Source organism: Streptomyces sp. NPDC086147 (assembly GCF_040702165.1).
Taxonomy (GTDB): Bacteria; Actinomycetota; Actinomycetes; order Streptomycetales; family Streptomycetaceae; genus Streptomyces.
Map to the genome: position 1 here is coordinate 555,183 of NZ_JBFBJO010000002.1, position 26,476 is coordinate 581,658.

Genomic DNA, 26,476 nt, shown 5'->3' on the forward strand with positions numbered 1-26,476 from the left:
GGCCTCCTCGCTCCACCCCCCCACACCGCCGCGCACCACCGGCAGCGCCTCGCGCCGGGCGTGCGCGGCAGCACCGTGAAGTCCCCGTGAAAGGAACACACGTGTCCACTGGCACACGCCCCGCTCTGACGCGGTTCGTCAGAAACGTCCCCCGCGCGGCCGTCGCCGCCGTCGCCGCGCTCGCTCTGGCCGCCTGTGGGGGCGGCACGGAGAAGACCGAGGGCGCCAAGCCGTCGGGCGAGCCGAGCGCGAGCACGTCGTCGGCCGGAGCCTTCCCGGTGACCGTCGAGCACAAGTACGGCAGCACGACGATCGACGCCGAGCCGAAGAAGGTCGTCACGCTCGGCCTCTCCGACCAGGACGCGGTGCTCGCCCTGGGCGTCAAGCCGGTGGGCTCGGTGGACTGGTTCAAGGAGCAGCCGTACGGCAAGTGGCCGTGGACCAAGGACAAGTGGGGCTCGACCCCGCCCCAGATCGTCGGCGAGCGCGACGAGTACAACATCGAGAAGATCGCGGCGCTCAAGCCCGACCTGATCGTCGCGCAGTACTCGGGCATGAAGAAGGAGCAGTACGACACCCTCTCCAAGATCGCCAAGGTCGTCGCCCAGCCCAAGGAACACCCGGACTACGGCGCCCCCTGGCAGGTCATGACCCGCCAGATCGGCAAGGCGCTCGGCAAGGGCCCCGAGACCGAGAAGCTGATCACCGACATCGACGCCCGCTTCAAGGCCGTCCGCGAGAAGCACCCCGAGTGGGCCGGCAAGGCCCTGACCGTGGCCGACAGCTTCGAGGCCGGCAAGTACTCGGCCTTCACCAAGACCGACCCCAAGTCGATCTTCTTCTCCGAGCTCGGCTTCAAGCTGAAGCCCGAGATCGACGCCCTCGCCAAGCCGGGCTGGAACGTCGCCGAGCTCAGCGCCGAGAAGCTGAACGTGCTCGACGCCGACCGCCTGGTCTGGGTCACCTCCAGCACCGAGGCCAACGACCGCATCAAGGCCGAGCCCCTCTACAAGAAGCTGAAGGTCAACCAGGAGAAGCGCGACCTGTTCGTGCCCTACCAGGACCCGGACATCGGCGCCGCCTTCTCCTTCAACACGGTCCTCTCGATCCCCTACGCGATCGACGAGATCGAGCCGCTCCTGACGGCCGTCAAGTAGCCGTCGACGGCCCTTCCGCCCCCCTCCGCCCGTCCGCCGCCGGCCCCACGGCCGGCCGGCGGACGGGCGGAGTGCGGACGGGCGGCCGTACCCCGCTCCACCCACCGACGCACCACCAGGGAAAGGCACCCTCGAACGATGTTTGACGTCGAGTCGGACCGGACGACCGCCGCCGGACTCCCCCTCACGGGCGGACAGTCCGGAATCTGGCTGGCCCAGCAGATCGAGCCGGACGGCTCGGCCTACAACATCGCCTTCGTCCTGAGACTCCGCGGAGACATCGACCCCGACCGCCTCGCGACCGCCGTCCGGCGGACCGTGGAGGAGGCGGAGAGCCTGCACGTCCGGATCACCGACGCCGACGGCACCCCGCGCCAGGTCCCCACCCGCTTCCCCGTCGACGTGGCCCGCGTCGACCTGCGGGGCGAGGCCGACCCCGAAGAGGCCGCCCACCGCTGGATGGAGGCCGACCGCGACCGCCCCGCCGACCCGGTCGGCGGCCCGCTGTTCGCCCAGGCCCTCCTCCGCCTCGCCGACGACCGGATCTGGTGGTACCAGCGCTACCACCACCTCCTCGTCGACGGCGCCGGCGTCGCCCTGATCAGCCGCCGCGCCGGCGACCTCCACACCCTCGGCGACGCGGCCCCGGCCCCCGACTGGTCCCTCGCCCGGCTCGTCGCCGCCGACACCGCGTACACCTCCTCCGAGCAGTACGCGGCGGACCGCGCCCACTGGCGGGAGCGCACGGCCGGCCGGCCCGAGCCGGTCCGCCTCCTGCCGCGCGCCACCGCCCCCATGCGCCGCCGCGTCCGCGACACCACCCTCCTCGACCCCGCGACCGTCGCCCGGCTGAGCGCCCGCGCGGACGGCGCCGGCGTGCCGCTGTCCCGGCTCCTGCTCGCCGCCACCGCCGCCCACCTGCACCGCGCCACCGGCGAACAGGACCTCGTCCTCGGCCTCCCCGTCACCGCCCGCCGCGACCCCGCCGTGCGGGACGTCCCCGGCATGGTCTCCAACATCCTGCCGCTGCGCGTCACCGTCCGCCCCGACACCACCGCCGCCCGGCTCCTGGCCGACGTCGCCACGGGCGTCTCCGCCCTCCTCGCCCACAGCCGCTACCGCGCCGAGGACCTCGCCAGGGACCTAGGCCTGACCGACGGCGTACGGGAACTCGTCGGCCCCACCGTCAACATCCTGCCCCAGCCCGACGGGGTCCGCTTCGACGGCGCCGAGGCCGAGTTCGTCCCGCACTGGCTCGGCCCGGTCGGCGACCTCACCCTCACCTTCGGGGACCCCGGCGCGAGCGGCGGCCTCCGGCTCCACCTCGACGCGGACGCCGACGTCTGCGACGAAGCGGCCCTCGCCGAGCACCGGCGGCGCTTCCTCGCCGTCCTGGACGCCCTCGCCGAGGACCCCGACCGGCCCGTCGGACACATCGAGCTGACCTCCGGGGAGGAACGCGCCCGGCTGCTCGGCGCGTTCGGCACGGCGCCCCGGCCCGCCCCCGAGACCACCTGGCCCGCCGCCTTCGCCGAGCGGGTCCGCCTCGCCCCCGACGCCGTCGCCCTCGTCTGCGAGGACGAGGAGCTGACGTACGCCGAGCTGGACGCCGCCGCGAACCGCCTCGCCCGGCTCCTCACCGCCCGGGGCGCGGGCCCCGAGGACGTCGTCGCCGTCGCCCTGCCCCGCTCCCCGGACCTGGTGGTCGCCCTCCTCGCCGTCATGAAGGCCGGCGCCGCCTACCTGCCCCTGGACGCCGACCACCCCCAGGACCGCATCGCCTACATGCTGGAGGACGCCGGCGCGCGCACGGTCGTCACCACCCGCGAGCTGTCCGACGCCCTGCCCGACGCGCCGGGCGTCGCCCGCGTTCTGCTCGACGACCCGGCCACGGCCGCCGGGCTCGCCGCCCTCGACCCCTCCGACCCCGCCGTCCCCGTGACGCTCGACGGGGCCGCGTACGTCATCTACACCTCGGGCTCCACCGGCCGCCCCAAGGGCGTCGTGGTCTCCCACGACGGCGTCGGCAGCCTGATCGCCACCGCCACCGACCGCATCGGCGTCACCGCCGACAGCCGGATCGTGCAGTTCGCCTCCGCCGGCTTCGACGTCACCGTCTGGGACCTCGTCATGTCGCTGTGCGTCGGCGGCCGGGTGATCCTCGTCCCCACCGAGCGCCGCGTCGCCGGACCGGCCCTCACGGACTACATCGCCCGCCACCGCGCCACCCACATGATCCTGCCGCCCTCCCTCGTCTCCGCGCTGCCGCCGGAGTGCGACCTGCCCGACGGCTCCGTCCTCGTCGTCGGCACGGAGGCCGTGCCCGGCGAACTCATCGCCCGCTGGGCCGGACGCGTCCGCGTCGTCGTCGCCTACGGCCTCACCGAGGCCACCGTCAACTCCACCCTCTGGCTCGCCGACGCCGACCGGCCCGGCCCCGCCCCCATCGGCCGCCCCGACCCCAACACCCGCGCCTACGTCCTCGACTCGGCCCTGCGGCCCGTCCCCGTCGGCGCCGAGGGCGAGCTGTACGTCGGCGGGCGCGGCCTCGCCCGCGGCTACCTGGGCCGGCCCGGACTCACCTCGGAGCGCTTCGTCGCCGACCCGTACGCCGACGAGCCCGGCGCCCGCATGTACCGCACCGGCGACCGGGTCCGCTGGAGCGCCGACGGCAACCTCGAATTCCTCGGCCGCGCCGACGGCCAGATCAAGATCCGCGGCCACCGCGTCGAACCCGGCGAGGTCGAGAGCGCCTTCATGGCCTGCCCCGGCATCGCCCAGGCCGCCGTCCTCGTCCGCGACGACCACCGGGGCGTCAAGCGCCTCGTCGGCTACCTCGTGGCCGGGGCCGGCACGGACGCCGACTCCGCCGTCACCGAGGCCCGCGCCCGGATCGCCGCGACCCTCCCCGATCACATGGTCCCCTCCGCCCTCGTCCGCCTCGACGGCCCCCTGCCGCTCACCCCGAACGGCAAGCTCGACCGCCGCGCCCTGCCCGAGCCCCGGTGGACCGCGATGGCCGGCGACGACGCGCCCACCACCCCCGACGAGACCGCGCTCGCCGCGCTCTTCGCCGAGGTCCTCGGCCTGCCGTCGGTCGGCGTCCACGACAGCTTCTTCGAACTGGGCGGCGACAGCATCGTCGCGATCCAGCTCGTCAACCGCGCCCGCGCCGCCGGCCTCGCGCTCACCCCGCGCGACGTCTTCCGGCTGCGCACGGTCGCGGCCCTCGCCGCGCACGCCGCCCCCGTCGCCACCGGACCCGCGCCGCTCCCGGCGGTCGCCCTCGACGAGGACGCCCTGCCCGTCTCACCGCTCCAGGAGGGCTTCTTCTTCCACGCGGTGTACGACGAGGACGCCGACGACCTGTACGTGGTCCAGGAACTCCTGGACCTCGCGGACCCCGTCGACCCGGACCGGCTGCGCGACGCCCTCCGACTGCTCCTCGACCGGCACCCGCTGCTGCGCGCCTCCTTCCGCCAGCTCTCCGGCGGCGAGGTCGTCCAGCGGCTCGCGGACCGCGCGACCCTCCCGTGGCACGAGGCGGACACGGCCCGCACCGGCCTGGACGAGATCCTGCGGCAGGACCGCGCCCGGGGCTTCGACCCGGCCGAACCGCCGCTGCTGCGCGCCACCCTGGTCCGCGACGGACACCGCCACCGGCTCCTGCTCACCCTGCACCACATCGTCGCCGACGCCTGGTCCGTCACGGTCCTGCTGCGCGAACTGACCGCCGCGTACGCGGGGGAGACCCTGCCCGAGCCCGCCGACCCGCGCCCCTACCTGGCCTGGCTGGCCACGCGCGACCGCGACGCCGCCCGCGACGCCTGGCGCGAGGCGCTGACCGGCCTGGAGGGCCCGACCCGGCTGCCCGCCCTCTCCGGGACCGCCGCCGACGCGTCCGCCACCGGCGGCGACGCGGACACCCCCCGCACCCGGACCGAGCGCGTCGACGTGCGCCTGCCCGAGGCCCTGACCGACGAACTGACCGCCCGCGCCCGGCGCGAGGGCCTCACCCTGAGCACCGTCCTCAACGGCGCCTGGGCCCTCCTCCTCGGCGGCCTGACCGGCGCCCGGGACGTCGTCTTCGGCAGCACCGTCTCCGGCCGCACCACCGAGGTCGAGGGCCTGGACGCGGCCGTGGGCCTCTTCATCAACACCGTCCCCGTCCGGGTCCGGCTGCGCGCCGGCGAACCCCTCGCCGCGCTGCTGCGGCGCGTCCAGGACGACCACGCGGCGCTCCTCGACCACCAGCACCTCGGCCTCGCCGACATCCAGCGGCTCGCGGGCGGCGGCGAACTCTTCGACACCCTCGTGGTGTTCGAGAACCACCCGGCCGATCCGCCCGCCGCCACCCCGCTGGTCACCGGCACCGAGGTGCTCGACGCCGTCCACTACCCGCTCGCGCTCGTCGCCGAGCCCCGCGACGGACACCTGTCGCTCCGCTTCACCCACGACCCGGCCCGCCTCGACCGGCTGACCGTCGCCGTCGTCGCCCACCGCTTCGAGGCGCTGCTGCGCGCCTTCGCCACCGACCCCGACCGCCCGACCGCCCGCGTCGGACTCCTCTCCGACCGGGAGGAGGAGCGCCTCGCCGCGCTGAACGCCACCGACCGCCCGCTCCCCGACCCGGACGCCACCCTCGCGTCCCTCTTCGCCGCGCGGGCCGCCCGGATCCCCGACGCGCCCGCCGTCGTGTACGAGGGCGCCGCCCTCACGTACGCGGAACTCGACCGCCGCGCCGAGGCCCTCGCCCGGCGGCTGCGGGCCCGGGGCGCCGGCCCCGAGGAGTTCGTCGCCGTCGCGGTGCCCCGCTCGGCCGAGCTGATGGTCGCCCTCCTCGGCGTCCACAGGGCGGGCGCCGCCTATCTGCCCCTCGACCTCGACTACCCCGCCGACCGGGTCGCGTTCATGCTCGCCGACTCCGGCGCGCGCACGGTCGTCACCACCGCCGAAGCGGCCGGCCGGCTGCCCGGCGTCCCGGGCCTCGACGCCGTCCTCGTGGACCGGGAGGAGGAGGCCCCCGACGCGCCCCGCACGGACGCGGGCCCCGACCACCCCGCGTACCTGATCTACACCTCCGGCTCCACCGGCCGCCCCAAGGGCGTCGCCGTCACCCACCGGGCGATCGTCAACCGCCTCGCCTGGATGCAGGGGGAGTACGGGCTGACCGCCGACGACCGGGTCCTCCAGAAGACCCCGGCGAGCTTCGACGTGTCCGTGTGGGAGTTCTTCTGGGCCCTGACCGAGGGCGCCGCCGTCGTCCTCGCCCGCCCCGACGGCCACCGCGACCCCGGCTACCTGGCCGAACTGATCCGCGCCGAGCGGATCACCACCCTGCACTTCGTCCCCTCGATGCTGGCCGCCTTCGTCCAGGCCCTGGAGGCCGCGCCCGGCGGCCCCGACTGGGCGGTGCCCCTGCGCCGGGTCTTCTGCAGCGGCGAGGCGCTCACCGGCCCCGACGCCCGCCGCTGGGCGGAGCTGACCTCCCGGCCCGGCCGGGGACCCGTACCGCTGCACAACCTGTACGGGCCCACCGAGGCCGCCGTCGACGTCACGCACTTCCCGTACGAGGGCGCCGACGGGCCCGCCGTCCCGATCGGCCGGCCCGTCTGGAACACCCGCCTGCACGTGCTCGACTCCTTCCTGCGGCCCGTCCCGGACGGCGTGCCCGGCGAGCTGTACCTCGCCGGGGTCCAGCTGGCGCGCGGCTACCACGGGCGGCACGCCCTGACCGCCGAGCGGTTCGTCGCCGACCCCTTCGGGGCGCCCGGCAGCCGCATGTACCGCACCGGCGACCTCGTCCGCCGCCGGGCCGACGGCGCCGTCGAGTACCTCGGCCGCACCGACCGGCAGGTCAAGATCCGGGGCAACCGCGTCGAACTCGGCGAGATCGAGACCGCCCTCGCCGGCCTGCCCGGCGTGGCCCGCGCCGCCGTGGTCGTCCGCGACGGCGCCCTCGTCGGCTACGCGGTGCCCGCCCCCGGCGCGCCCGCGCCGGACGCCGACGCCCTGCGCGACGGCCTCGCCGGCGCCCTGCCCGCCCCCCTGGTGCCCAGCGCCGTCGTCGTCCTCGACGCGCTGCCCCTGACGCCCAGCGGCAAGCTCGACCAGAACGCCCTGCCCTCGCCGTCCACCGCCCCCCGGGCCGGCGGACGCGCGCCCCGCGACGCCCGCGAACGCGCCCTGTGCGAGGTCTTCACCGCCGTCCTCGGCATTCCCGGCATCGGCGCCGACGACGACTTCTTCGTGCTCGGCGGCGACAGCCTCACCTCGATCGCCGTCGCGACCGGGGCCCGCGAGAGGGGACTGACGATCAGCCCGCGCGACGTGTTCCGGCACCGCACCCCCGCCGCGCTCGCGGCGGCGGCACCGGCCGAACCCGAGCCCGAACCCCGCGAGAGCACCGGGGCCCCCGCCGTCACGGTCTCCGCCACCGACGCCGGACAGGCCGCCGCCGCGCTCCAGGCCGTCCTCGCGCAGCAGAGCCTGGCGGGCGCGGCCGTCGACCCGGCCCTCAAGGCCCTCCTCGACCAGCTCACCGCCGCCGCGCCCCCGCAGGAGCCGCAGACCCCGGCCGCCCCGCTCGGCGGCCTGGAGCTGACCGACGAGGAGACCGCCCGCGTCGCCGAGGTCGCGGCGGGACTGCCCGTCGCCGACGTCTGGCCGCTCTCCCCGCTCCAGGAGGGCATGTACTTCCACGCCACCTACGACGCCGGGGACGCCCTCGACGTCTACCTGTCGCAGGAGACCCTGGACCTCGACCACCGCCTCGACGCCGACCGGCTGCGCGCCGCCTGCCGGGCGCTCCTCGACCGCAACGAGGGGCTGCGCGCCGGGTTCACCGGCGACGGCCTGCCCCGGCCCGTCCAGTTCGTCGTCGACGGCGCCGAGGTCCCGCTGACCGAGACCGACCTGTCCGCGCTGCCCGCCGACGAGCGGCACGCGCGCGTGGAGGAGATCCTCGCGGCCGACCGCCGGCGGCGCTTCGACCTGTCGGCCCCACCGCTCTGCCGCCTCCACCTGATCCGCCTCCCCGAAGGACGCGACCGGCTGGTCGTCACCCACCACCTCATCCTGTGGGACGGCTGGTCCGCCTGGCTCTTCCTGGAGGAGCTGTTCACCCTGTACGAGAACGGCGGCGACCCCACCGGGCTGCCCGCCCCCGGCTCGTACCGCGACTACCTCGCCTGGCTGGACGGCCAGGACACCGCCGAGGCCGTCGACGCCTGGCGCGGTGCCCTCGCCGGCTTCGACGAACCGACCCTGGTCGCCCCGACCGGCCGCGACGCCGGCCCGGTCATCCCGGCCGACTTCGACGCGGTCCTGACGGAGCGGACGAGCGACCGGCTGCGCGCCGCCGCCCGCCGCCACGGCCTCACCCCGAACACGGTCCTCAACGCCGCCTGGGGCCTGGTCCTCTCCACCACCACCGGCCGCCCCGACGTCGCCTTCGGCACGGCGGTCGCCGGCCGCCCCGCCGACCTGCCGAACGCCGCCGGCATCATCGGCATGTTCCTCAACACCGTCCCGGCCCGGACCGCGTTCGCCCCCGACGAGCCGCTGCTCGGCCTGCTGCGCCGCCTCCAGACCGAGCGGGCCGCCGTCATGCCGTACGAGTACGTCGGCCTCGGCACCCTCCAGCGGGAGACCGGCCACCGCCGCCTCTTCGACACCCTCTTCGTGCTGCGCTCCGCCGACGGCGAGGACCGGGCCGCCGAACTCCGCCGCCGGCACGGCATCACCGGCGTGTCCAACGTCGACGGCACCCACTTCCCGCTGACCCTGATCGTCACCCCCGGCACCCGGATCCGGGTCACCCTCGCGGCCCGCCCCGACCTGTTCGACGCCGAGGCCGCCACCACGGTCCTCGGCCGGTTCACGGCCGTCCTGGAACGGCTCGCGGACCTCCTCGACGGGCCCGGTGCCGCCACCGTCCGCACCGCCGCCGTCGACCTGCTGCTCCCGGCCGAGCGCGCCGCCCTGACGGCCGGACTCGCCGCCGGACGCGACCCCGTGCCGAACGAGACCGTCGCCGACATGCTCGCGGCCCAGGTCGCCCGCACCCCCGACGACGTCGCCCTGGTCTTCGGCGAGACCTCCCTCACGTACGCCGCACTCGACGCGCGCGTCAACCGGATCGCCCGGCTGCTGCTCGCCCGGGGCGCCGGACCCGAGAAGGTCGTGGCGCTCGCGCTGCCCCGCTCCCTCGACATGGTCGCCGCCCTCTTCGCCGTCCTGCGCACCGGCGCCGCCTACCTGCCGCTCGACCTCGACCACCCGGCCGACCGGCTGCGCCTCATGGTCGAGGACACCGGCCCGCTCTGCCTGGTCTCCACCGCCTCCGTCGCCGCCGCCCTGGACACCGGCGCGCCCGGACTCCTCCTGGACGACCCGGCCGTGGCCGCCGAGCTGGACGCCCTGGACGGCGGCGCGGTCACCGACGCCGAACGGCCCGCGTTCGCGCACGACGTACCGGACCGCCTGGAACACCCGGCGTACGTCATCTACACCTCCGGCTCCACCGGCCGCCCCAAGGGCGTCGTCACCCCCTACCGGGGCCTGACGAACATGCAGCTCAACCATCAGGAGGAGATCTTCGCCCCGGCCATCGCCTCGGCCGGCGGACGGCGCCTGCGCATCGCGCACACCGTCTCCTTCGCCTTCGACATGTCGTGGGAGGAGCTGCTCTGGCTCGTCGAGGGCCACGAGGTCCACGTCTGCGACGAGGAGCTGCGCCGCGACGCCGAGGCCCTGGTCGCCTACTGCGACCGGCACCGGGTCGACGTCGTCAACGTGACCCCCACCTACGCCCAGCTCCTCGTGGAGGAGGGCCTGCTCGACCAGGACGAGGCGGCCGGGAAGCACCGGCCCGCCCTGGTCCTGCTCGGCGGCGAGGCCGTCTCCGACACGGTGTGGAACCGGCTGCGGGACACCGACGGCTGCTACGGCTACAACCTGTACGGGCCGACCGAGTACACCATCAACACCCTCGGCGGCTCGACGGCCGACAGCGCGACCCCCACGGTCGGCCGGCCCATCCGCAACACCCGCGCCCACGTCCTCGACGCCATGCTCCGCCCGGTCCCGCCGGGCTGCCCCGGCGAGCTGTACATCGCGGGCACCGGCCTGGCCCGCGGCTACCACGACCGCCCCGGCCTCACCGCCGAGCGCTTCGTCGCGGACCCCTTCGGGGAGCCCGGCGAGCGGATGTACCGCACCGGCGACCTCGTGCGGCAGCGGCCCGACGGCCTGATCGACTTCCTCGGCCGCACCGACGACCAGGTCAAGATCCGCGGCTACCGCGTCGAACTCGGCGAGATCGCCACGGCCCTGTCCGCACACCCCGGGGTCGCCCACGCGGCGGTCGTCGTCAACACCGACACCGGCACCAAGCGGCTGGTCGGCTACTACGTGCCGGAGGAGGACGCCCTCGACCCGCAGGCGCTCCGCGCCCACCTCAAGACCGCCCTGCCCGACTACATGGTCCCGGCCGCGCTCGCCGCCGTGGACACCCTGCCGCTGACCGTCAACGGCAAGCTCGACGTCCGCGCCCTGCCCGCCCCCGACCCCGCCCGCGCCGGAGGAACCGGCCGCGCCCCGCGCACCCCGCGCGAGGAGACCCTCCGGGACCTCTTCGCCGAGGCCCTCGGACTGCCCGGGGAGGCCGTCGGCATCGACGACGACTTCTTCGACCTCGGCGGCCACTCGCTCCTCGCCACCCGCCTGGTCAGCCGCGCCCGCACCGCGCTCGCCGCCGAACTCGCCATCCGCGACCTGTTCGAGGCCCCCACGGTCGCCGAGCTGATCGAGCGCGCCGACCGCGCCGCGGGCCCCGCCCGGCCCGCCCTCACCGCGGGCGAGCGCCCCGACGAGCTGCCGCTCTCCCACGCCCAGCAGCGCCTCTGGGTCGTCCAGAAGATCGAGTCCGGCTCCGCCGCCTACAACTTCCCGCTGGTCCTGCGGCTGCGCGGCCCCCTCGACGCCGACGCCTGGGAGGCCGCCCTGGCCGACGTCACGGCCCGGCACGAGGCCCTGCGCACCGTGTTCGCGGAGCGCGACGGCCGGGTGTTCCAGCGGGTGCTGCCCGCCGGGGAGGCACGGCCCGCCGTCGAGCGGCTCACCGCCACCGAGGACGCGCTGCCCGGCCTGGTCGACACGGCCGTCAACCGGCCCTTCGACCTCGCCGCCGAACTCCCGCTGCGCGCCGCGCTCGTGGAGCTCGGCCCCGAGGACCACGCCGCGGTCCTGCTGCTCCACCACATCACCACCGACGAGTGGTCCGACCGCCCCTTGCTCCGCGACCTCGCCACCGCCTACGCGGCCCGGACCGCCGGCACGGCACCGGAGTGGGAGCCGCTGCCCGTCCAGTACGCCGACTACGCCCTGTGGCAGCAGCGCCTCCTCGGCGACCCCGCCGACCCGGACAGCCGGGCCGCCCGGCAGCTGGAGCACTGGCGCACGGCCCTGGACGGCGCCCCCGAGGAACTGGAGCTGCCCACGGACCGGCCGCGCCCGGCCCGCCCCGCCTTCACCGGCGCCGAACTGGACGTCGTCTTCGACGCCGACGTCCACGAGGGCCTGCGGCGGCTCGCCCGGGAGACCGGCGCCAGCATGTTCATGGTGGCGCACGCCGCCGTGGCCGTCCTCCTCCACCGCCTGGGCGCCGGCACCGACATCCCCCTCGGCGCGCCCATCGCGGGCCGGGGCGACGAGGCCCTGGACGACCTCGTCGGCTTCTTCGTCAACACCCTGGTGCTCCGCACCGACCTGAGCGGCGACCCGAGCTTCACCGAGCTCCTCGCCCGGGTCAGGGAGACCGACCTCGCCGCGTTCTCGCACGCGGACGTGCCCTTCGAGGCGGTGGTGGAGAAGCTCAACCCGACCCGGTCGCTCTCCCGCAACCCCCTCTTCCAGGTGATGGTCGGCTACCACGCCCGCACCGGCGACGCCCTCGAACTGCCCGGCCTGACCGCCGACTACCTGCCCTTCCGCATCCGCTCGGCCAAGTTCGACCTGGTGTTCTCCTTCACCGAGCACACCCCGGCCGACGGCGGCCCCGGCTCCCTCGGCTGCCGCCTGGAGTTCGCCACGGAGCTCTTCGACCGGGAGACCGCCGAGCGGATCGGGGAACGCCTCCAGACCCTCGTCGCGGCCCTGGTCGCCGCCCCCGGACGGCCCGTCTCCCGGGCCGAGATCCTGGACGGCGCCGAACGGCACCTGGTCCTGGAGGAGTTCAACGCCACGGCCCGCGAGGTCGACGAGGAGACCTTCCCGGCCCTCTTCGCCCGGCGGCGCGCCGAACGCCCCGACGCGGTCGCCGTCGTGGAGCGCTCCCGCTCCGTGACGTACGCCGAGCTCGACGCCCGCGCCGACCGCGTCGCCGCCCTCCTGGCCGCCCGCGGCGTCGGACCCGAGAGCGTGGTCGGCGTGGCCGTGCCCCGCTCGGTCGACACGGTCGCCACGGTCCTCGCCGCCATGAAGCTGGGCGCCGCGTTCCTGCCGCTCGACCTCGTCCACCCGGCCGACCGCCTCGCGTACATGATCGAGGACTCCCGCACGGCCCTCGTCGTCGGCACCGAACCGGTCGCGGGCAAGATCCCCGACGTGCCGGGCGTACCGGTGCTGCTGCTCGACGAACCGGCGACCGCCGCCGCCCCGCGCGACCTGCCGGACGCCCCGCTCGGCGGCGGCCCCGCCGCCCTGGACACGGCCGCGTACGTCATCTACACCTCCGGCTCCACCGGCCGCCCCAAGGGCGTCGTCGTCCCCCACGAGGGGATCGCCAGCCTGGTCGCCACCGCCGTCGACCGGATGGGCCTGCAACGCGACAGCCGCGTCCTGCAGTTCGCCTCCGTCGGCTTCGACGTCTTCGTCTTCGAACTGGCCATGGCCCTCTGCCACGGCGGCCGGCTCGTCCTGATCACCGACGAGGCCCGGGTCGCGGGCCCCGCCCTCACCGACTTCCTCGCCGACCAGCGGATCACCCACATGATCCTGCCGCCGTCCCTCGTCTCCGCCCTGCCGCCCGGCTGCGCCCTGCCCGGGGGCTCGACCGTCCTCGTCGGCACCGAGACCGTGCCGCCGGACCTCTTCGAGCGCTTCGGCACCACCGCCCACCTGATCTGCGCGTACGGGCTGACCGAGGCGACCGTCAACTCCACCCTGTGGCCCGCCCGCGAGCACCCGGGCCGCCCGTCCGGCCGGGTCCCCATCGGCCGGCCCGACCCCAACACCCGCTGCTACGTCCTCGACGAGCACCTCAGGCCGGTCCCGCCCGGCGTCGCGGGCGAGCTGTACGTCTCCGGACGCGGCCTCGCGCGCGGCTACCTCGGCAAGCCCGGACTGACCTCGGAGCGGTTCGTGGCCGACCCGTACGGCCCGCCCGGCAGCCGCATGTACCGCACCGGCGACCGCGCCCGCTGGCGCGCCGACGGCAACGTCGACTTCCTCGGCCGCGTCGACACCCAGGTGAAGGTGCGGGGCTTCCGCATCGAACTCGGCGAGATCGAGGCGGCGCTCGCCTCCCACCCGTCGGTGGCCCAGGCCGCCGTGGTGCCCGACCGCGACGGCGACATCGTGCGCCTGGTCGGCTACGCCGTGCCGGAGGCGGGGGAGCGGGAGCCCGACCCGCAGGAGCTGCGCGCCCACGCGGCCGGCCTCCTGCCGGAGTACATGGTCCCGGCGCTCGTCGTCGCGCTCGACGGACCGCTGCCCCTCACGCCCAACGGCAAGCTCGACCGCAAGGCGCTGCCCGCGCCGGACTGGGCCGCCATGACCGGCGACACCGGCCCGGCGAACGAGACGCAGGAGCGGCTCGCCGGACTGTTCCGCGAGATCCTCCGCCTCGACCGGGTCGGCGTCCACGACAACTTCTTCGCGCTCGGCGGCCACTCCATGGCCTCGATGCGGCTCCTGGGCCGCATCCGGGCCGAGTTCGGGGTCGAGCTGAGCATCCGGGACGTCTTCGACGCCCTCACGGTCGCCGGTCTGGAGGCCAAGCTGAAGGGCGCCGCCGCGGCCCGCCCGGCGCTCCTGCCCGCCGCGGCCCCCGAGGGGCCCCGGCCCGCCGCGCCCGTCCAGCGCCTCCAGTGGGACGCCTCCCGCCGAGTCCCCGCCTTCGACCACGCCCTGGTCCTCCGCTCGCCCGGCGGCCTGGACGCGGAGGCCCTGGCGGCCGCGCTCGCCGATGTGGCGGCCCGCCACGAGCCGCTGCGCACCGCCTTCGCCGAACACGACGGCGTCCTGCACCTCGTCGACGCCGCACCGCCCGTCCTGGTGCGGGAGGAGAGCGCCGACCCGGAGGCCCGCCTGCGCGAGCTGGCCGGGGGAGCGCCCGCGCCGGACCGCGAGGCACCGCTGCGGGCCCACCTCCTGACCGGACCCGACGGACGGCAGTCGCTGCTCCTGACCCTGCACTACCTGGCCGTCGACGAATGGTCGGTCGTCCCGCTCTTCCGCGACCTGACGTCCGCCTACACGGCCCGTACGGAGGGCCGGACGCCCGACTGGGAGCCGCTGCCCGTCTCGTACACGGACTACGCCCGCTGGGCCCGCGAGGTCCTGGGCGACCCCGGCGACCCGGACAGCAGGGCGGCCCGCCAGCTCGCCCACTGGCGGCGGGTCCTGGAGGACGCGCCGGCCGAACTCGCCCTCCCCGCCGACGGCCCGCGCGCCTCCGGACCCGGCGCGGGCCACGTCGGCTTCGTCCTGGACGAGAAGCTGCACGCGTCCGTCGACGAGCTGGCCCGGGCGACCGGCACCAGCATGTTCATGGTCCTGCACTCCGCCCTGGCCGCCCTGCTCACCGCCCACGGCGCGGGCACGGACCTGCCGCTCGGCACGATGGTCGCGGGGCGCACGGACGACCGGCTCGCGGACCTCGTGGGCTGCTTCTTCAACACGCTCGTCCTGCGCACCGACACGGCCGGGGACCCCACCTTCGCCGAGCTGCTCTCCCGGGTCCGGGAGACCACCCTGAGCGCCCTCGACCGCCAGGAGGTCCCCTTCGAGGAGGTGGCCCGCACGGCCGGGCTGCCCCCGGAGGGCCCGCAGGTCATGGTGATCCACCACGAGCAGGCGGACCTGGACCGCCTGGAGGGCGGCGTCGGCTCCCTCGACGCCGTGCCGACCGGCTCCACGCGGGCCCGGCTCACCCTCAGCTTCTACGAGCCGCTGGGCGAGGGCCCGGTCCACTGCGGCCTCATCCACGCGACCGACCTGTTCGGCGCCGCCAAGGCACGGCGGCTCGCCGACGAACTCCAGGGCCTGCTGCGCGCCGTGGTCACCGACCCGGAGCAGCCGCTCTCGGAGCTGTTCACCGCCATGTCCACGAGGAGCGACGACGCATGACCACCAACCCGTTCGAGGATCCGCGGGGCCGTTTCCTGGTCCTGGCCGACGAGGAGGGCCGGCACTCGCTGTGGCCGTCCTTCACGGAGGCGCCGGCCGGCTGGCGCACCGTCTTCGGCGAGGACACCCGGGACGCCTGCGTGGAGTACGTGGAGACCCACTGGACCGACCTGCGCCCGGCGAGCCCGGCGGCAGGGCGGGGCTGAGCCACGGAAACGGGTGAAGGCCCCCTCCCTTTCGGGAGGGGGCCTTCACCCGTTTCCGTCAGTTCCGTACGGCGGCCGGTTCGCGGCGGCTGTCGGACCAGGCCGACCACAGCTCGGCGTAGTGCCCGCCCGCCGCGACCAGGTCCTCGTGGGTGCCGGTCTCGACGACCCGGCCCCCGTCGAGGACGACGATCCGGTCCGCCGCGGCGGCCTGCGGCAGCCGGTGGGCCACCATCAGGCCCGTGCGGCCCTCCAGGGCGCGCAGGGCGGCGGTCTCCAGGATCCGGGCGCCCGCGCTGCCCGCGTCGGCGGTCGCCTCGTCGAGAATGGCGACGGGCGCGTCCGTGAGGACGAGCCGGGCCAGGGCCAGGTGCTGGGCCTGGGTCACCGTGAGCCGGTGACCGCCCTCGCCCACGACCGTCGCCAGGCCCTCGGGAAGCGCGTCGGCCCACTCCAGGGCGCCGACGCGGTCCAGGGCCGCGCGCAGCTCCTCGTCCGTCGCCCCGGGCCGGGCCAGGCGCAGGTCCTCGGCGAGGGGACCGGAGAAGACGTGGACCTCCTGGCTGATCAGGGTGACGGCCCGCCGGACCCCGGCGGGACCCAGCTCGCGGGCGTCCACGCCGCCCAGGGCGATCGCGCCGGCCGCCGGCTCGTGGACGCCGGCGATCAGCTTGGCGAGCGTGGTCTTGCCCGCGCCGCTGGCGCCGACCAGGGCCACCCGCTCGCCGGACCGCACGTCGAGGTCGACCTCGTGGAGCACCGGGTGCCCGTCCACGTAGGCGTGGCCGAGACCCGTCACCTTGACCGAGCCGTCCACCGGCGCGGCGGACCGGCCCTCGGGCTCCCGCTCCGCCGGCAGGCTCGACACGCCGACGAGCCGGGCGAGGCTCGCCCCGGCGGACTGGGCGTCGTCGATGAGGAAGAGCGCGGCGTTGATCGGGTTGAACAGGCCGTGGAAGTAGAGCGCCGCCGCCGTGGCCGTGCCGATGCTCACCGACCCGGCGTCGACCAGGAGGAAGCCGGTGACCAGGATCGATGCCATGCCGAGGAACTCGGCGGCGTTCAGGCGGGAGAAGAAGCCGGAGACCAGGCGCATGCCGCTCGCCGCCAGGTCGACGGCCGCGCCCGAACGCCCTTCGAGCAGGTCAGCGTGGCGGCCGGTGAGCCGGAACGCCCGTACGGTGCGCACGCCCCCGACGCTGTCGAGCAGCTGGTGCTGGAGGGCGCCGGTCGCGATCCGGTGCTCGGCGTAGATCCGCGCGGCGCGCGGGATGTACCAGCGCACGGTGAGGACGTGCACCGGGACGGCGACGAGGACGGCGAGCAGGAAGCGCCAGTCCAGGACGGCGAGGCCCACCAGGGTCAGGGCGATGGTGAGGAAGGCGTTCGCGAACTCGGGCAGGGCCTGCCGGACCGCCCGCGCGATCAGCGTGACGTCGCCCGTCACCCGGGCGGTCAGGTCGCCCGAGCCGGCCTTCTCGACCCGTTCGAGCGGCAGCCGCAGCGCCCGGGCGATGAACCGTTCCCGCAGGTCCGCGAGGACCGTCTCGCCGAGCCGCGCGACCAGCGACTTGCCGACGGCGGTCGCCGCGCCCCGCGCCACGGCCACCACGAGGAGCAGCACCATCGGCACGGTCAGCGCGGCCGTGCCGCTGCGCTCCACGACCAGGTCCACGATCCGGCCGAGCAGCGGGGCGGTCAGCAGTCCGATGCCGGTGCCGGCGACCAGGACGGTCAGCGAGGCCGCGGCGAGCAGCCGGTGGCGGCGCAGCAGCCCGCGCACGACGGCGAGGGTCTGCGCGCCGGTCGCGGTGGGCAGGAGGGCGCGCTCGGGCGTGCCGGTCGCGGTGGGCAGGGGCGCGCTCCCGGGCGTACCGGATCCGCTCATCGTGCGTCCTTCGTCCTCGTCCTTCGCGCCGGTGTCCGGCGCGGTCGTGTCGCGGCCGGCCGTCATGCCAGTACCGCCGAGCGGTACGTCTCGTGGGAGGCGACGAGCTCCGGGTGGCTGCCCTCGGCGGCCACCGTCCCCTCGTCGAGCATCACCACGACGTCGGTTCCGGCGAGCAGGGCCGGGCTGGTGGTGACCAGGAGGGTGGTGCGGCCCCGGCGCAGCTCCCGCAGCCGGGCGGCGATGCGGGCCTCGGTGACCGTGTCGACGGCCGTGGTCGGGTCGTGGACGACCAGGACCGGCGGGTCGGCGGCCAGGGCGCGGGCGAGCGCGACCCGCTGGCGCTGGCCGCCGGAGAGCGAGCGGCCCCGCTCGGCGAGGACGGTGTGCACGCCGTCGGGCAGGGCGTCGGCGACGTCGTCCGCCGCGGCGGCGGCGAGCGCGGGACCGACGTCCGGCGCGCCGTCGCCCGCCCCGGCCCGTACGTTGGCGAGGAGGCTGTCCTCGAACAGGTCGGCGTCGTGGTGGGCGACCAGGATCGCCCGGCGGGCGTCGCCGGGGTCGAGGTCGGCCAGCGGTACGCCGTCGAGTTCCACGGTCCCCCCGGCGGGCTCCCGTTCGCGGCCCAGGCAGAGCAGCAGGTCGTTCGCGGCGGCCGGGTCCCGGGAGACCACCCCGACGACGCTGCCGGGCGCCACGTCGAGGTCGAGGCCGCGCAGCGCGCCGTGGGTCAGGCCGCGCAGCCGCAGCCGCCCGGCGACGGGGGAGGGGAGCGGGACCGTCCCGGCGGCGACGGCCGGGGGCGAGGCGAGGACCTCGGCGATCCGGTCGGCCGAGGCGCGGGCCTGGGCGAACTCGCCGTTGACGTAAGTGAGGAGCTGGAAGGGCCCCAGGAGGTACTGGGCGAGGCCGACGGCCGCCACCAGGTCGCCCACGCTGATCGTGCCGCGCATCGCCAGATGGGCGCCGACCAGGCCGATCACCGCGATGAAGACGCCGGTCAGGGCGAGGATGGCGCCGTCGTGCCAGGCCCGGCTGCTGGCCGCCCGCAGTGCCGAGGCGAGGGAGCTCCGGCTGGTCTCCCGGTAGCGGGAGACCGCCGCGCCCTCGGCGCCCATGCCCTTCAGGACGCGCAGCCCCGCCACCAGGTCGGCGGCGACGCCGGAGGCGTGGGCGGCGTGCTCCTGCTCGGCCTCGCTGCGCCGCTCCAGCGGCCGGCTGATGAGGTGGCCGATCCACAGCAGGGGCGGCACGCCGAGGAGGACGAGCAGACCGAGCGGGACGGAGACGCGCAGCAGGGCCACGGCGCTGACGGCGAGTCCGGTGAGCGCGGACAGCGCGTACGGCAGGGCGGAGGCGACCGAGCCGACCCGGCGGGCGTCGCCGGTCGCGACGGCGGTCAGCGCGCCCGGGAGCCGGCCGGTATCGGCGCCGCCCCTCGGGTCGAGCACCCGGGCGGCGAGGTCCTGCCGGATCCGGTGCGCGGCGCTCTCGCCCGCCCCCTCGGCGAACCGGGCCGAGATCCGGTAGCAGGTGGAGAGCACGAGGAAGAGCCCGGCCAGGACGAGCAGCCAGCGCAGCAGCGCCCCGGAGGACCCGGTCCCCACGGCCTCGTCGATGGTCAGGCCGATGACGACCGGCACGAGGGCCTCGCACGCCTGGTGGGCCATGGCGAGGAGCGACGCCCCGCCGACCCGGCGGCGTTGGTCGCCGAGCGCTCTCCGGAGGACGTGGCCCCCCGTTGGTCCTCCAGCGGGCATGCGGAGCCTCCACGAAGAGAGAGATGGTTAGGTAAGGCTACCTTAATGAGGGGTGCTGCCAAGAGGTGTCAACAAGACACCGCAGGGTGCCGGGGGCGGGCGCGCGACCGGTGGTCCGGAGATCGCGTTGACCCGCCGGGGCTATCCGGTTAGGCTCGCCTAAGTTGACCTGTTCGGCACGTCAAGTCACGTGCGGCGCACCCGGCTTGGGCCCCACGGCCGGACGGGGGCGCGAACCGCCGTCAGGGGGAGTGGCCGTTGTCCGTCGAAATCCAGACGGCGTCCGGGGGGAGGACCGGCGGGCCCGCCGTGCCCCCCGTGCGCCCGGCCACCGTCGCCCTGCGCGGCGCGGGGCTCCTCGTGACGCTCGGAGCGCTGCTCCTCGTCTCCCTGCTGAGCGTCTGGGTGGGCACCCGGGGAATCCCCTTCGCCTCCACCTGGGAACTGCTGTGGCACCCCGACGGGTCCGAGGCCTCCGTCATCGTCCACGACTACCGCGTCCCCCGCACCCTCCTCGGCCTCCTCGTCGGAGTGGCGCTCGGCCTGTCCGGCGCCCTCATGCAGGCCCTGACGCGCAATCCGCTCGCCGACCCCGGACTGCTCGGCGTGAACCTGGGCGCCTCCGCCGGCGTCGTCGTCGCCATCGCCTTCCTCGGCGTGGCCTCGCCCCTCGGCTACGTCTGGTTCGCCCTCGCCGGAGCCGCCGCCGCCTCGGTCGGCGTCTACCTCCTCGGCTCCTCCGGCCGCAAGCTCGCCACCCCCGACCGGCTCGTCGTCGCCGGAGCGGCCGTCACCGCCGTCCTGTACGCCTTCAACTGGGGCGTGCTGCTGTTCGACCCGGAGGCCTTCGACCAGTTCCGCTTCTGGACCGTGGGCTCCCTCGCGGGCCGCTACCACGACATCGTCCTCCTGATCCTGCCGTTCGTCGCCACCGGCCTGGTCGTCGCCCTCCTCCTCGCCCCCTCCCTCAACGCCCTCGCCATGGGCGACCAGGTGGGCCGCGCCCTCGGCGTGAACGTCGGCCGCACCCGGCTCCTCGCCGCCCTCGCCGTGATGCTGCTGTGCGGGGCCGCCACCGCCGCCGCCGGACCGATCGGCTTCGTGGGCCTGGCCGTCCCGCACATCGCCCGCTTCGTCGTCGGCCCCGACCAGCGCTGGGTCCTCACGTACTCGATGCTCCTCGCGCCCGTCCTGCTCATCGGGTCGGACGTCCTCGGCCGCGTCCTCGGCGCCCCCGGCGAGGTGCAGGTCGGCATCGTCACCGCCTTCATCGGCGCCCCCCTGTTCATCGCGCTCTGCCGCCGACGGAAGCTGGTCATGCTGTGAGCGTCCTCGCACGAGAGGCCGGGGCACGAAAGGCCGAGGCCCCGGCGCCCCGCGTCGTCGGCGGCCGGGTCCTCCGCGTCGGCCGCGGCGCCGTCTCCCTGCGCGTGCGGGGCCGCACCGTCGCCGTCACCCTCCTGCTGCTCGCCGCCCTGGTGCTGGTCGTCGGCACCACCCTCACCACCGGGGACTTCCCGCTCACCGTCGGAGAGGTCCTCCGCGCCCTCACCGGCAACGACACCGGTGCCGCCGACTTCGTCGTCAACACCCTCCGCATGCCCCGCGTCCTGACCGCGGTGTTCGTCGGCGCCGCCCTCGCCGTGAGCGGGGCGATCCTGCAGAGCCTCACCCGCAACCCCCTCGGCAGCCCCGACATCATCGGCTTCACCAACGGCTCCGCCGTCGGCGCCCTCGTCGTCATCGTCCTCGTGCACGGCAGCATGACCCAGATCGCCCTCGGCGCCCTCGCCGGCGGCCTCGCCACCGCCCTCGCCGTCCACCTCCTCATGATCGGCCGCGGACTCCAGGGGTTCCGGCTCGTCGTCATCGGCGTCGGCGTCAGCGCCCTGCTCCTCGCCGTCAACTCGTACCTGATCACCCGGGCCACCTTCCAGGAGGCCCTGGAGGCCCAGGCGTGGCTCATCGGCAGCCTCGGCAACCGGACGTGGACACACGCCAACGCCGTCGGCCTCGCCCTCGCCGTCCTGCTCCCCCCGGCCCTCCTCCTCTCCCGCCGCCTCGCCATGGTGGAGATGGGCGACCTCACCGCCACCGCGCTCGGCGTGAACGTCCGCCGCACCCGTACGGCGCTCCTCGTCGTCGGCGTCGCCCTCGCCGCGTTCGCCACCGCCGTCACCGGCCCCATCTGGTTCATCGCCCTGGCCGCCCCCCAGGTGGTGCGCCGGCTCACCGGATCGCCCGCGCCCGCCCTGCTGTCCTCCGCCCTCATGGGCGCCGTCCTGCTCGCCCTGAGCGACCTCGTCGTCCAGCGGGCCTTCGCGCCCGCGCTCCTCCCCGTCGGCACGGCGACCGGCGCCCTCGGCGGGACCTATCTCATCTGGCTGCTGATCACCGAGTCGCGAAAGAGCCGCGCATGACCGCCAAGAACCCCTCCGGGCCCCGGCTGCGCGCCGAGGACCTCACCCTCTCCTACGACCGCCGGACGGTCGCCACGTCCCTCAGCGTCGACATCCCCGACCACTCCTTCACGGTGATCATCGGGCCCAACGCCTGCGGCAAGTCCACCCTCCTCTCGGCCCTCGCCCGGATGCTCACGCCCAAGGCCGGACAGGTCTACCTCGACGGCGCGGCCATCTCCTCGTACCGCTCCCGCGAGGTCGCCCGCCGCCTCGGCCTGCTCCCGCAGACCTCCAGCGCGCCCGGCGGCATCACCGTCGGCGACCTCGTCGCCCGCGGCCGCTACCCGCACCAGCGGCTCCTGAAGCAGTGGTCCGCCGAGGACGAGGCGGCCGTCGCCGAGGCCATGCGCCAGACCGGCGTCCTCGACCTCGCCGACCGGCCCGTCGACGACCTCAGCGGCGGCCAGCGCCAGCGCGTCTGGCTCTCCATGGTCCTGGCGCAGCAGACCTCCGTCCTGCTCCTCGACGAGCCCACCACCTTCCTCGACATCGCCCACCAGGTCGAGGTCCTCGACCTGTGCGCCGAGCTCCACGCCCGCAAGGGGCACACCGTCGTGGCCGTCCTGCACGACCTCAACCAGGCCTGCCGCTACGCCACCCACCTCGTCGTCATGCGCCCCGGCGGCGTCATCGCCGCCCAGGGCGACCCGGCCTCCGTCATGACCGCCGAACTGGTCGAGGACGTCTTCGGACTGCCCTGCCGGATCATCGACGACCCCGAGACCGGCACCCCGCTCATGGTGCCCGCGGCGCCCAGGCGGTACGACACGGCGGAGGGCACCGGCGGCACGGTGCTCACCACGACCCCCTGAGGCTCTTCGAAGACAACCCCCTAGGGACGGACCCGCCCATGATGCTGTGCACCAGGTTCACCAACGCGCGCGTCCTCACCATGGACCCCGACCACCCGGTCGCCCACGACATCGGCGTCTGGCACGGCCGGATCGCCGGCCTGGACGAGGCCGTGACCGGCCTGCCCGCGCGCGAGGTCGTCGACCTCCAGGGTGCCACCGTGCTGCCCGGCTTCATCGACAGCCACGTCCACCTGGCGTGGACCGGCCTCAAGGCGAGCTCGCCGAGCCTCGCCGGCGTCGAGCGGACCGAGGACGCCCTCGCCGTCGTCGCGGACGCGGTCGCCCGCAAGAACACGCCCGGCGCGTGGATCCACGTCGGGGACTACGACCAGCGCCCCCTCGGCAGGCACCTGACCGCCGCCGACCTCGACCGGGTCGCCGCAGGCCACCGGATCTTCCTCATGCACACCTCCGGCCACGCCTGCGTCGTCAACAGCGCCGTCCTCGACCTGCTCCCCGCCGACGTCCCCCACGACCACGGCCTCCTCGTGGAGAGCGCGATGGGCGCCGTGCGCCGGCTCCGCCTCCCGTACGCGCAGGAGGAACTCGCCGACGCCATCGAGCACGCCGGGCGCGGCTGCCTCGCCGAGGGCGTCACCGCCTGCGCCGAGGCCGGCATCGGCGGCGGCCTGCTCGGCCACAGCCCCGCCGAGCTCGGCGCCTACCAACTCCTGCGCGACCGGGGGCGGCTGCCCCTGCGCGTCCAGCTCATGCCGGGCGCCGACACCCTCAAGCCGCTCGGCGCCCACGAACGGGACGGCATCCCCCGCGGCCTCGACCTCGGCCTGCGCACCGGCTTCGGCGACGACTGGCTGTCCGTCGGCGCCCTCAAGATCTACACCGACGGCGGCATGATGGCCCGCACGGCCGCGCTCACCGAGCCGTACGAGGGCACGGACGGCACCGGCCGGCTCCAGGCCGATCCCGAGCACCTCGCCTCCCTCATCGTGGACGGGCACCTCGCCGGCTGGCAGCTCGCCGTCCACGCCATCGGCGACCGCGCCGCCGACCTCGCCCTGGACGCCCTGGAGCGGGCCCAGGAGCTGCGGCCCCGCCCCGACGCCCGCCACCGCATCGAACACGCCGGCCTGATCCGCCCCGACCAGCTCCCGCGCTTCGCCCGGCTCGGCCTCAGCGCCGTCGTCCAGCCCAACTTCCTGCGGTACTTCGGCGACGACTACGCCACGGTCATGGGCCCGCACCGGGCGCCCTGGATGTACCGGGGACGCGGCTTCCTCGACCACGGCGTCCCGCTGGTCGGCAGCTCCGACCGGCCCGTCACCGACGGATCGCCGCTGCGGGCCGTCCAGTTCATGGTCGAGCGCACCTCCCTCTCCGGCCTCCCGATCGGCCCGGACGAGGCGGTCACCGTCGACGAGGCCCTGCGCGCCTACACGGTCGCCGGCGCCCACGCCTGCCGGTGGGACGACAGCGCGGGCACCCTGAGCCCGGGCAAGCGCGCCGACCTCGTCGTCCTCGGCGACGACCCGCACGCCGTCGACACCTCCCGGATCGGGGACATCGAGGTCGTGGCGACCTTCGTGGACGGCCGCGAGGCGACGGGGACGAAGAGGCTCTGAGCCGCGCCCCGGGACGACGGAGGGCGGGCCCGGAGCCGCAACGGCTTCCCGGGCGGGCCCGCCCTCCGTCGTGCTCAGGCGTCGAGGATCCCCGGCAGCGCCTCCACCAGGGCGTCGATCTGCTCCTCCGTCACCGTCAGGGCGGGAGCGAGCCGCACGGTGGCCGGGCCCGCCGCGTTGACCAGGAAACCGGCGTCCTGGGCCGCCCGCTGGACCAGGGCGGCCCGCGGTTCGGCGAGCACGACGCCGAGCAGGAGGCCGGCGCCCCGCACCTCGGCGACGCCGGGGTGCTTCAGCTCCTCGATCCCCCGGCGCAGCCGCTCGCCCGACCGCACGGTCCGGGTGAGCAGTCCCTCGGCCTCGACGGTCCGCAGGACGGCGAGCCCGGCCGCGCACGCGATCGGGTTGCCGCCGAACGTGGAGCCGTGCTGACCGGGCCCGAGGAGTCCGGCCGCCGAGCCGAAGGCGACCACGGCGCCGATCGGGAGCCCGCCGCCCAGGCCCTTGGCGAGGGTGACCACGTCGGGGTCCACGTCCCAGTCCGCCTGGTGGGCGAACCAGTGGCCGGTCCGGCCGATCCCGGTCTGCACCTCGTCCAGGACGAGCAGCGTGCCGGTCGCCCGGGTGATCTCCCGCGCGGCCCGCAGATACCCCTCGGGTGCGGGGACGACCCCGCCCTCGCCCTGGACCGGTTCGAGGACGACCGCGGCGGTCTCCTCCGTGACGGCCGCGCGCAGCGCCTCGACGTCCCCGAACGGGACGTGCGTCACCTCACCGGGCAGCGGCAGGAAGGGTTCGCGCTTCGCCGGCTGGCCGGTGAGCGCCAGCGCCCCCATGGTGCGCCCGTGGAACCCGCCCTCGGCGGCGACCACGTGCGAACGGCCCGTCCGGCGGGCGATCTTGAAGGCCGCTTCGAGCGCCTCCGCGCCCGAGTTCGCGAAGAAGACCCTGCCCCGCCGGCCGAAGAGCCGGAGCAGCTCCTCGGCCAGGGCGACCGGCGGCCCGGCGACGAACAGGTTCGACACGTGGCCGAGCCGCTCGGCCTGCTCCCGGACGGCCGCGACGACGGCCGGATGGGCGTGGCCCAGGGTGTTGACCGCGATCCCGCCGGTGAAGTCGGTGTACGTACGGCCCGACTCGTCCTCCACGGTGCTGCCCTCGCCCCGGACCAGGGCCAGCGGGGGAGTGCCGTACGTGTCCATCATGACCGCGCGCCAGCGGTCCGTGAGGGTTCTCGTGCTGTCGGCGGCGGTCACGCGTCGTCCTCCTCGGACGGGGAAGCGGATACGGGGGCGGGGGAGGCGTCCGGTTCGGGGTCGGGGACCACGGTGGTGCCCGGCCCGTCCGCGGCGAAGACGCCGCCCAGGAGCGCGTGCGGGACCCGGCCGTCGACGACCCGGGCCGCCCGGACGCCCGCGCGGACCGCGCGCAGGCAGCCCTCCATCTTCGGGAGCATGCCGCTCGCCAGGCCCGGGAGCAGCGCGTCCAGCTCACCTGCCGTCAGCCGGCTCACCACCTCGGTGCTGTGCGGCCAGTCCGCGTACAGCCCCTCGACGTCGGTCAGGACCACCAGCCGGTCCGCGCCGAGGGCCACGGCGAGCGCGGAGGCCGCGAGGTCGGCGTTGACGTTGTAGACCTCGCCGTCCTCGCCCCGCGCGACGGGCGAGACGACGGGGATGCGGCCCGCCTCCAGGAGGGCCCGCACGGCGGCGGTCTCCACGGCCACGACCTCGCCGACGAGACCGATGTCCACGGACCGGCCGTCCACCCACGCGGGGCGCCGCACGGCGGTCATGGTGTGCGCGTCCTCGCCCGACAGGCCCACGGCGAACGGGCCGTGGGCGTTGAGGGCGCCGACCAGCTCCCGCTGCACCTGCCCGGTCAGCACCATGCGGACCACGTCCATGGTCTCGGGCGTGGTCACCCGCAGGCCCGCCTCGAAGCGGACCTCCAGGTCGAGGCGGTCGAGCATGGCGCTGATCTGCGGCCCGCCGCCGTGCACCACGACCGGCCGCAGGCCCGCGTGCCACAGCTCCACGACGTCCTGCGCGAAGGTCCGGTGCAGCGCCGGGTCCACCATGGCGTTGCCGCCGAACTTGACGACGACCGTCCGGCCCCGGAGCTCCTCGGCCCAGGGCAGGTCGGCGGCCGCGGTGACCGTGCCGGCGGCCGCGGCGGCCGTGGTGGCCGTGGTGGCCGTTTCGGCCGGGGCCTCGC

Annotated in this window: 11 protein-coding genes; 7 read left to right on the forward strand and 4 right to left on the reverse strand. The window is 75.7% G+C overall.

What is annotated here, in order from left to right:
- Window positions 1-101 precede the first annotated feature (101 nt).
- From AB0398_RS07180 to AB0398_RS07190, 3 genes are all read left to right on the forward strand, one after another.
- A complete protein-coding gene (locus tag AB0398_RS07180) occupies window positions 102-1,157 on the forward strand; it encodes an iron-siderophore ABC transporter substrate-binding protein (RefSeq protein ID WP_366372849.1) in 1,056 nt (351 codons plus the stop codon).
- Window positions 1,158-1,295: 138 nt separating this feature from the next.
- Window positions 1,296-15,509: an amino acid adenylation domain-containing protein gene (locus AB0398_RS07185; protein ID WP_366372850.1), complete on the forward strand. Its 14,214-nt coding sequence runs from the start codon at window positions 1,296-1,298 to the stop codon at window positions 15,507-15,509.
- The gene (locus AB0398_RS07190; protein WP_366372851.1) at window positions 15,506-15,715 is read left to right on the forward strand and encodes an MbtH family protein; all 210 of its coding nucleotides are present in this window, start codon (window positions 15,506-15,508) and stop codon (window positions 15,713-15,715) included. Before AB0398_RS07185 ends, AB0398_RS07190 begins: the two co-directional genes overlap by 4 nt.
- Window positions 15,716-15,773: 58 nt before the next feature.
- On the opposite strand, the gene AB0398_RS07195 is transcribed toward AB0398_RS07190, so the two are convergent.
- Both AB0398_RS07195 and AB0398_RS07200 read right to left on the reverse strand, forming a co-directional pair.
- A complete protein-coding gene (locus AB0398_RS07195) occupies window positions 15,774-17,603 on the reverse strand; it encodes an ABC transporter ATP-binding protein (protein ID WP_366373022.1) in 1,830 nt (609 codons plus the stop codon).
- 62 nt (window positions 17,604-17,665) lie between these two features.
- On the reverse strand, window positions 17,666-19,363 hold the full coding sequence (locus AB0398_RS07200) for an ABC transporter ATP-binding protein (protein ID WP_366372852.1): 1,698 nt from the start codon (window positions 19,361-19,363) through the stop codon (window positions 17,666-17,668).
- A gap of 309 nt (window positions 19,364-19,672) precedes the next feature.
- Here AB0398_RS07200 and AB0398_RS07205 point away from each other — a divergent pair, with 309 nt between their 5' ends.
- The 4 genes from AB0398_RS07205 to AB0398_RS07220 are packed head-to-tail and all read left to right on the forward strand — an operon-like array spanning window position 19,673 to window position 24,259.
- Window positions 19,673-20,689 (forward strand): iron chelate uptake ABC transporter family permease subunit, encoded by a 1,017-nt coding sequence (locus AB0398_RS07205; RefSeq protein ID WP_366373023.1) that lies wholly within the window; start codon window positions 19,673-19,675, stop codon window positions 20,687-20,689.
- Window positions 20,686-21,783 carry an iron chelate uptake ABC transporter family permease subunit gene (locus tag AB0398_RS07210; RefSeq protein ID WP_366372853.1) on the forward strand — a complete coding sequence of 366 codons (1,098 nt, stop codon included), beginning with the start codon at window positions 20,686-20,688 and terminating at the stop codon, window positions 21,781-21,783. Before AB0398_RS07205 ends, AB0398_RS07210 begins: the two co-directional genes overlap by 4 nt.
- On the forward strand, window positions 21,780-22,637 hold the full coding sequence (locus tag AB0398_RS07215) for an ABC transporter ATP-binding protein (protein ID WP_366372854.1): 858 nt from the start codon (window positions 21,780-21,782) through the stop codon (window positions 22,635-22,637). The genes AB0398_RS07210 and AB0398_RS07215 overlap by 4 nt, the downstream gene beginning before the upstream one ends.
- 41 nt (window positions 22,638-22,678) lie before the next feature.
- Entirely contained in the window at window positions 22,679-24,259 is a 1,581-nt protein-coding gene (locus AB0398_RS07220) for an amidohydrolase (protein ID WP_366373024.1), read from the forward strand.
- Window positions 24,260-24,333: 74 nt separating this feature from the next.
- Here AB0398_RS07220 and AB0398_RS07225 read toward each other — a convergent pair whose 3' ends face one another.
- Together AB0398_RS07225 and argB are read right to left on the reverse strand one after the other, a co-directional pair.
- Entirely contained in the window at window positions 24,334-25,515 is a 1,182-nt protein-coding gene (locus AB0398_RS07225) for an acetylornithine transaminase (protein WP_366372855.1), read from the reverse strand.
- The gene (argB, locus tag AB0398_RS07230) at window positions 25,512-26,339 is read right to left on the reverse strand and encodes an acetylglutamate kinase (RefSeq protein WP_366373025.1); all 828 of its coding nucleotides are present in this window, start codon (window positions 26,337-26,339) and stop codon (window positions 25,512-25,514) included. Before argB ends, AB0398_RS07225 begins: the two co-directional genes overlap by 4 nt.
- Window positions 26,340-26,476: the final 137 nt, after the last annotated feature.

Coding starts and splice junctions, on each gene's coding strand:
- AB0398_RS07185 (WP_366372850.1), top strand. CDS start 1,296: ATGTTTGACGTCGAGTCGGACCGGACGACCGCCGCCGGACTCCCCCTC.
- AB0398_RS07190 (WP_366372851.1), top strand. CDS start 15,506: ATGACCACCAACCCGTTCGAGGATCCGCGGGGCCGTTTCCTGGTCCTG.
- AB0398_RS07195 (WP_366373022.1), bottom strand. CDS start 17,603: ATGAGCGGATCCGGTACGCCCGGGAGCGCGCCCCTGCCCACCGCGACC.
- AB0398_RS07200 (WP_366372852.1), bottom strand. CDS start 19,363: ATGCCCGCTGGAGGACCAACGGGGGGCCACGTCCTCCGGAGAGCGCTC.
- AB0398_RS07215 (WP_366372854.1), top strand. CDS start 21,780: ATGACCGCCAAGAACCCCTCCGGGCCCCGGCTGCGCGCCGAGGACCTC.
- AB0398_RS07220 (WP_366373024.1), top strand. CDS start 22,679: ATGCTGTGCACCAGGTTCACCAACGCGCGCGTCCTCACCATGGACCCC.
- argB (WP_366373025.1), bottom strand. CDS start 26,339: ATGGTGGACCCGGCGCTGCACCGGACCTTCGCGCAGGACGTCGTGGAG.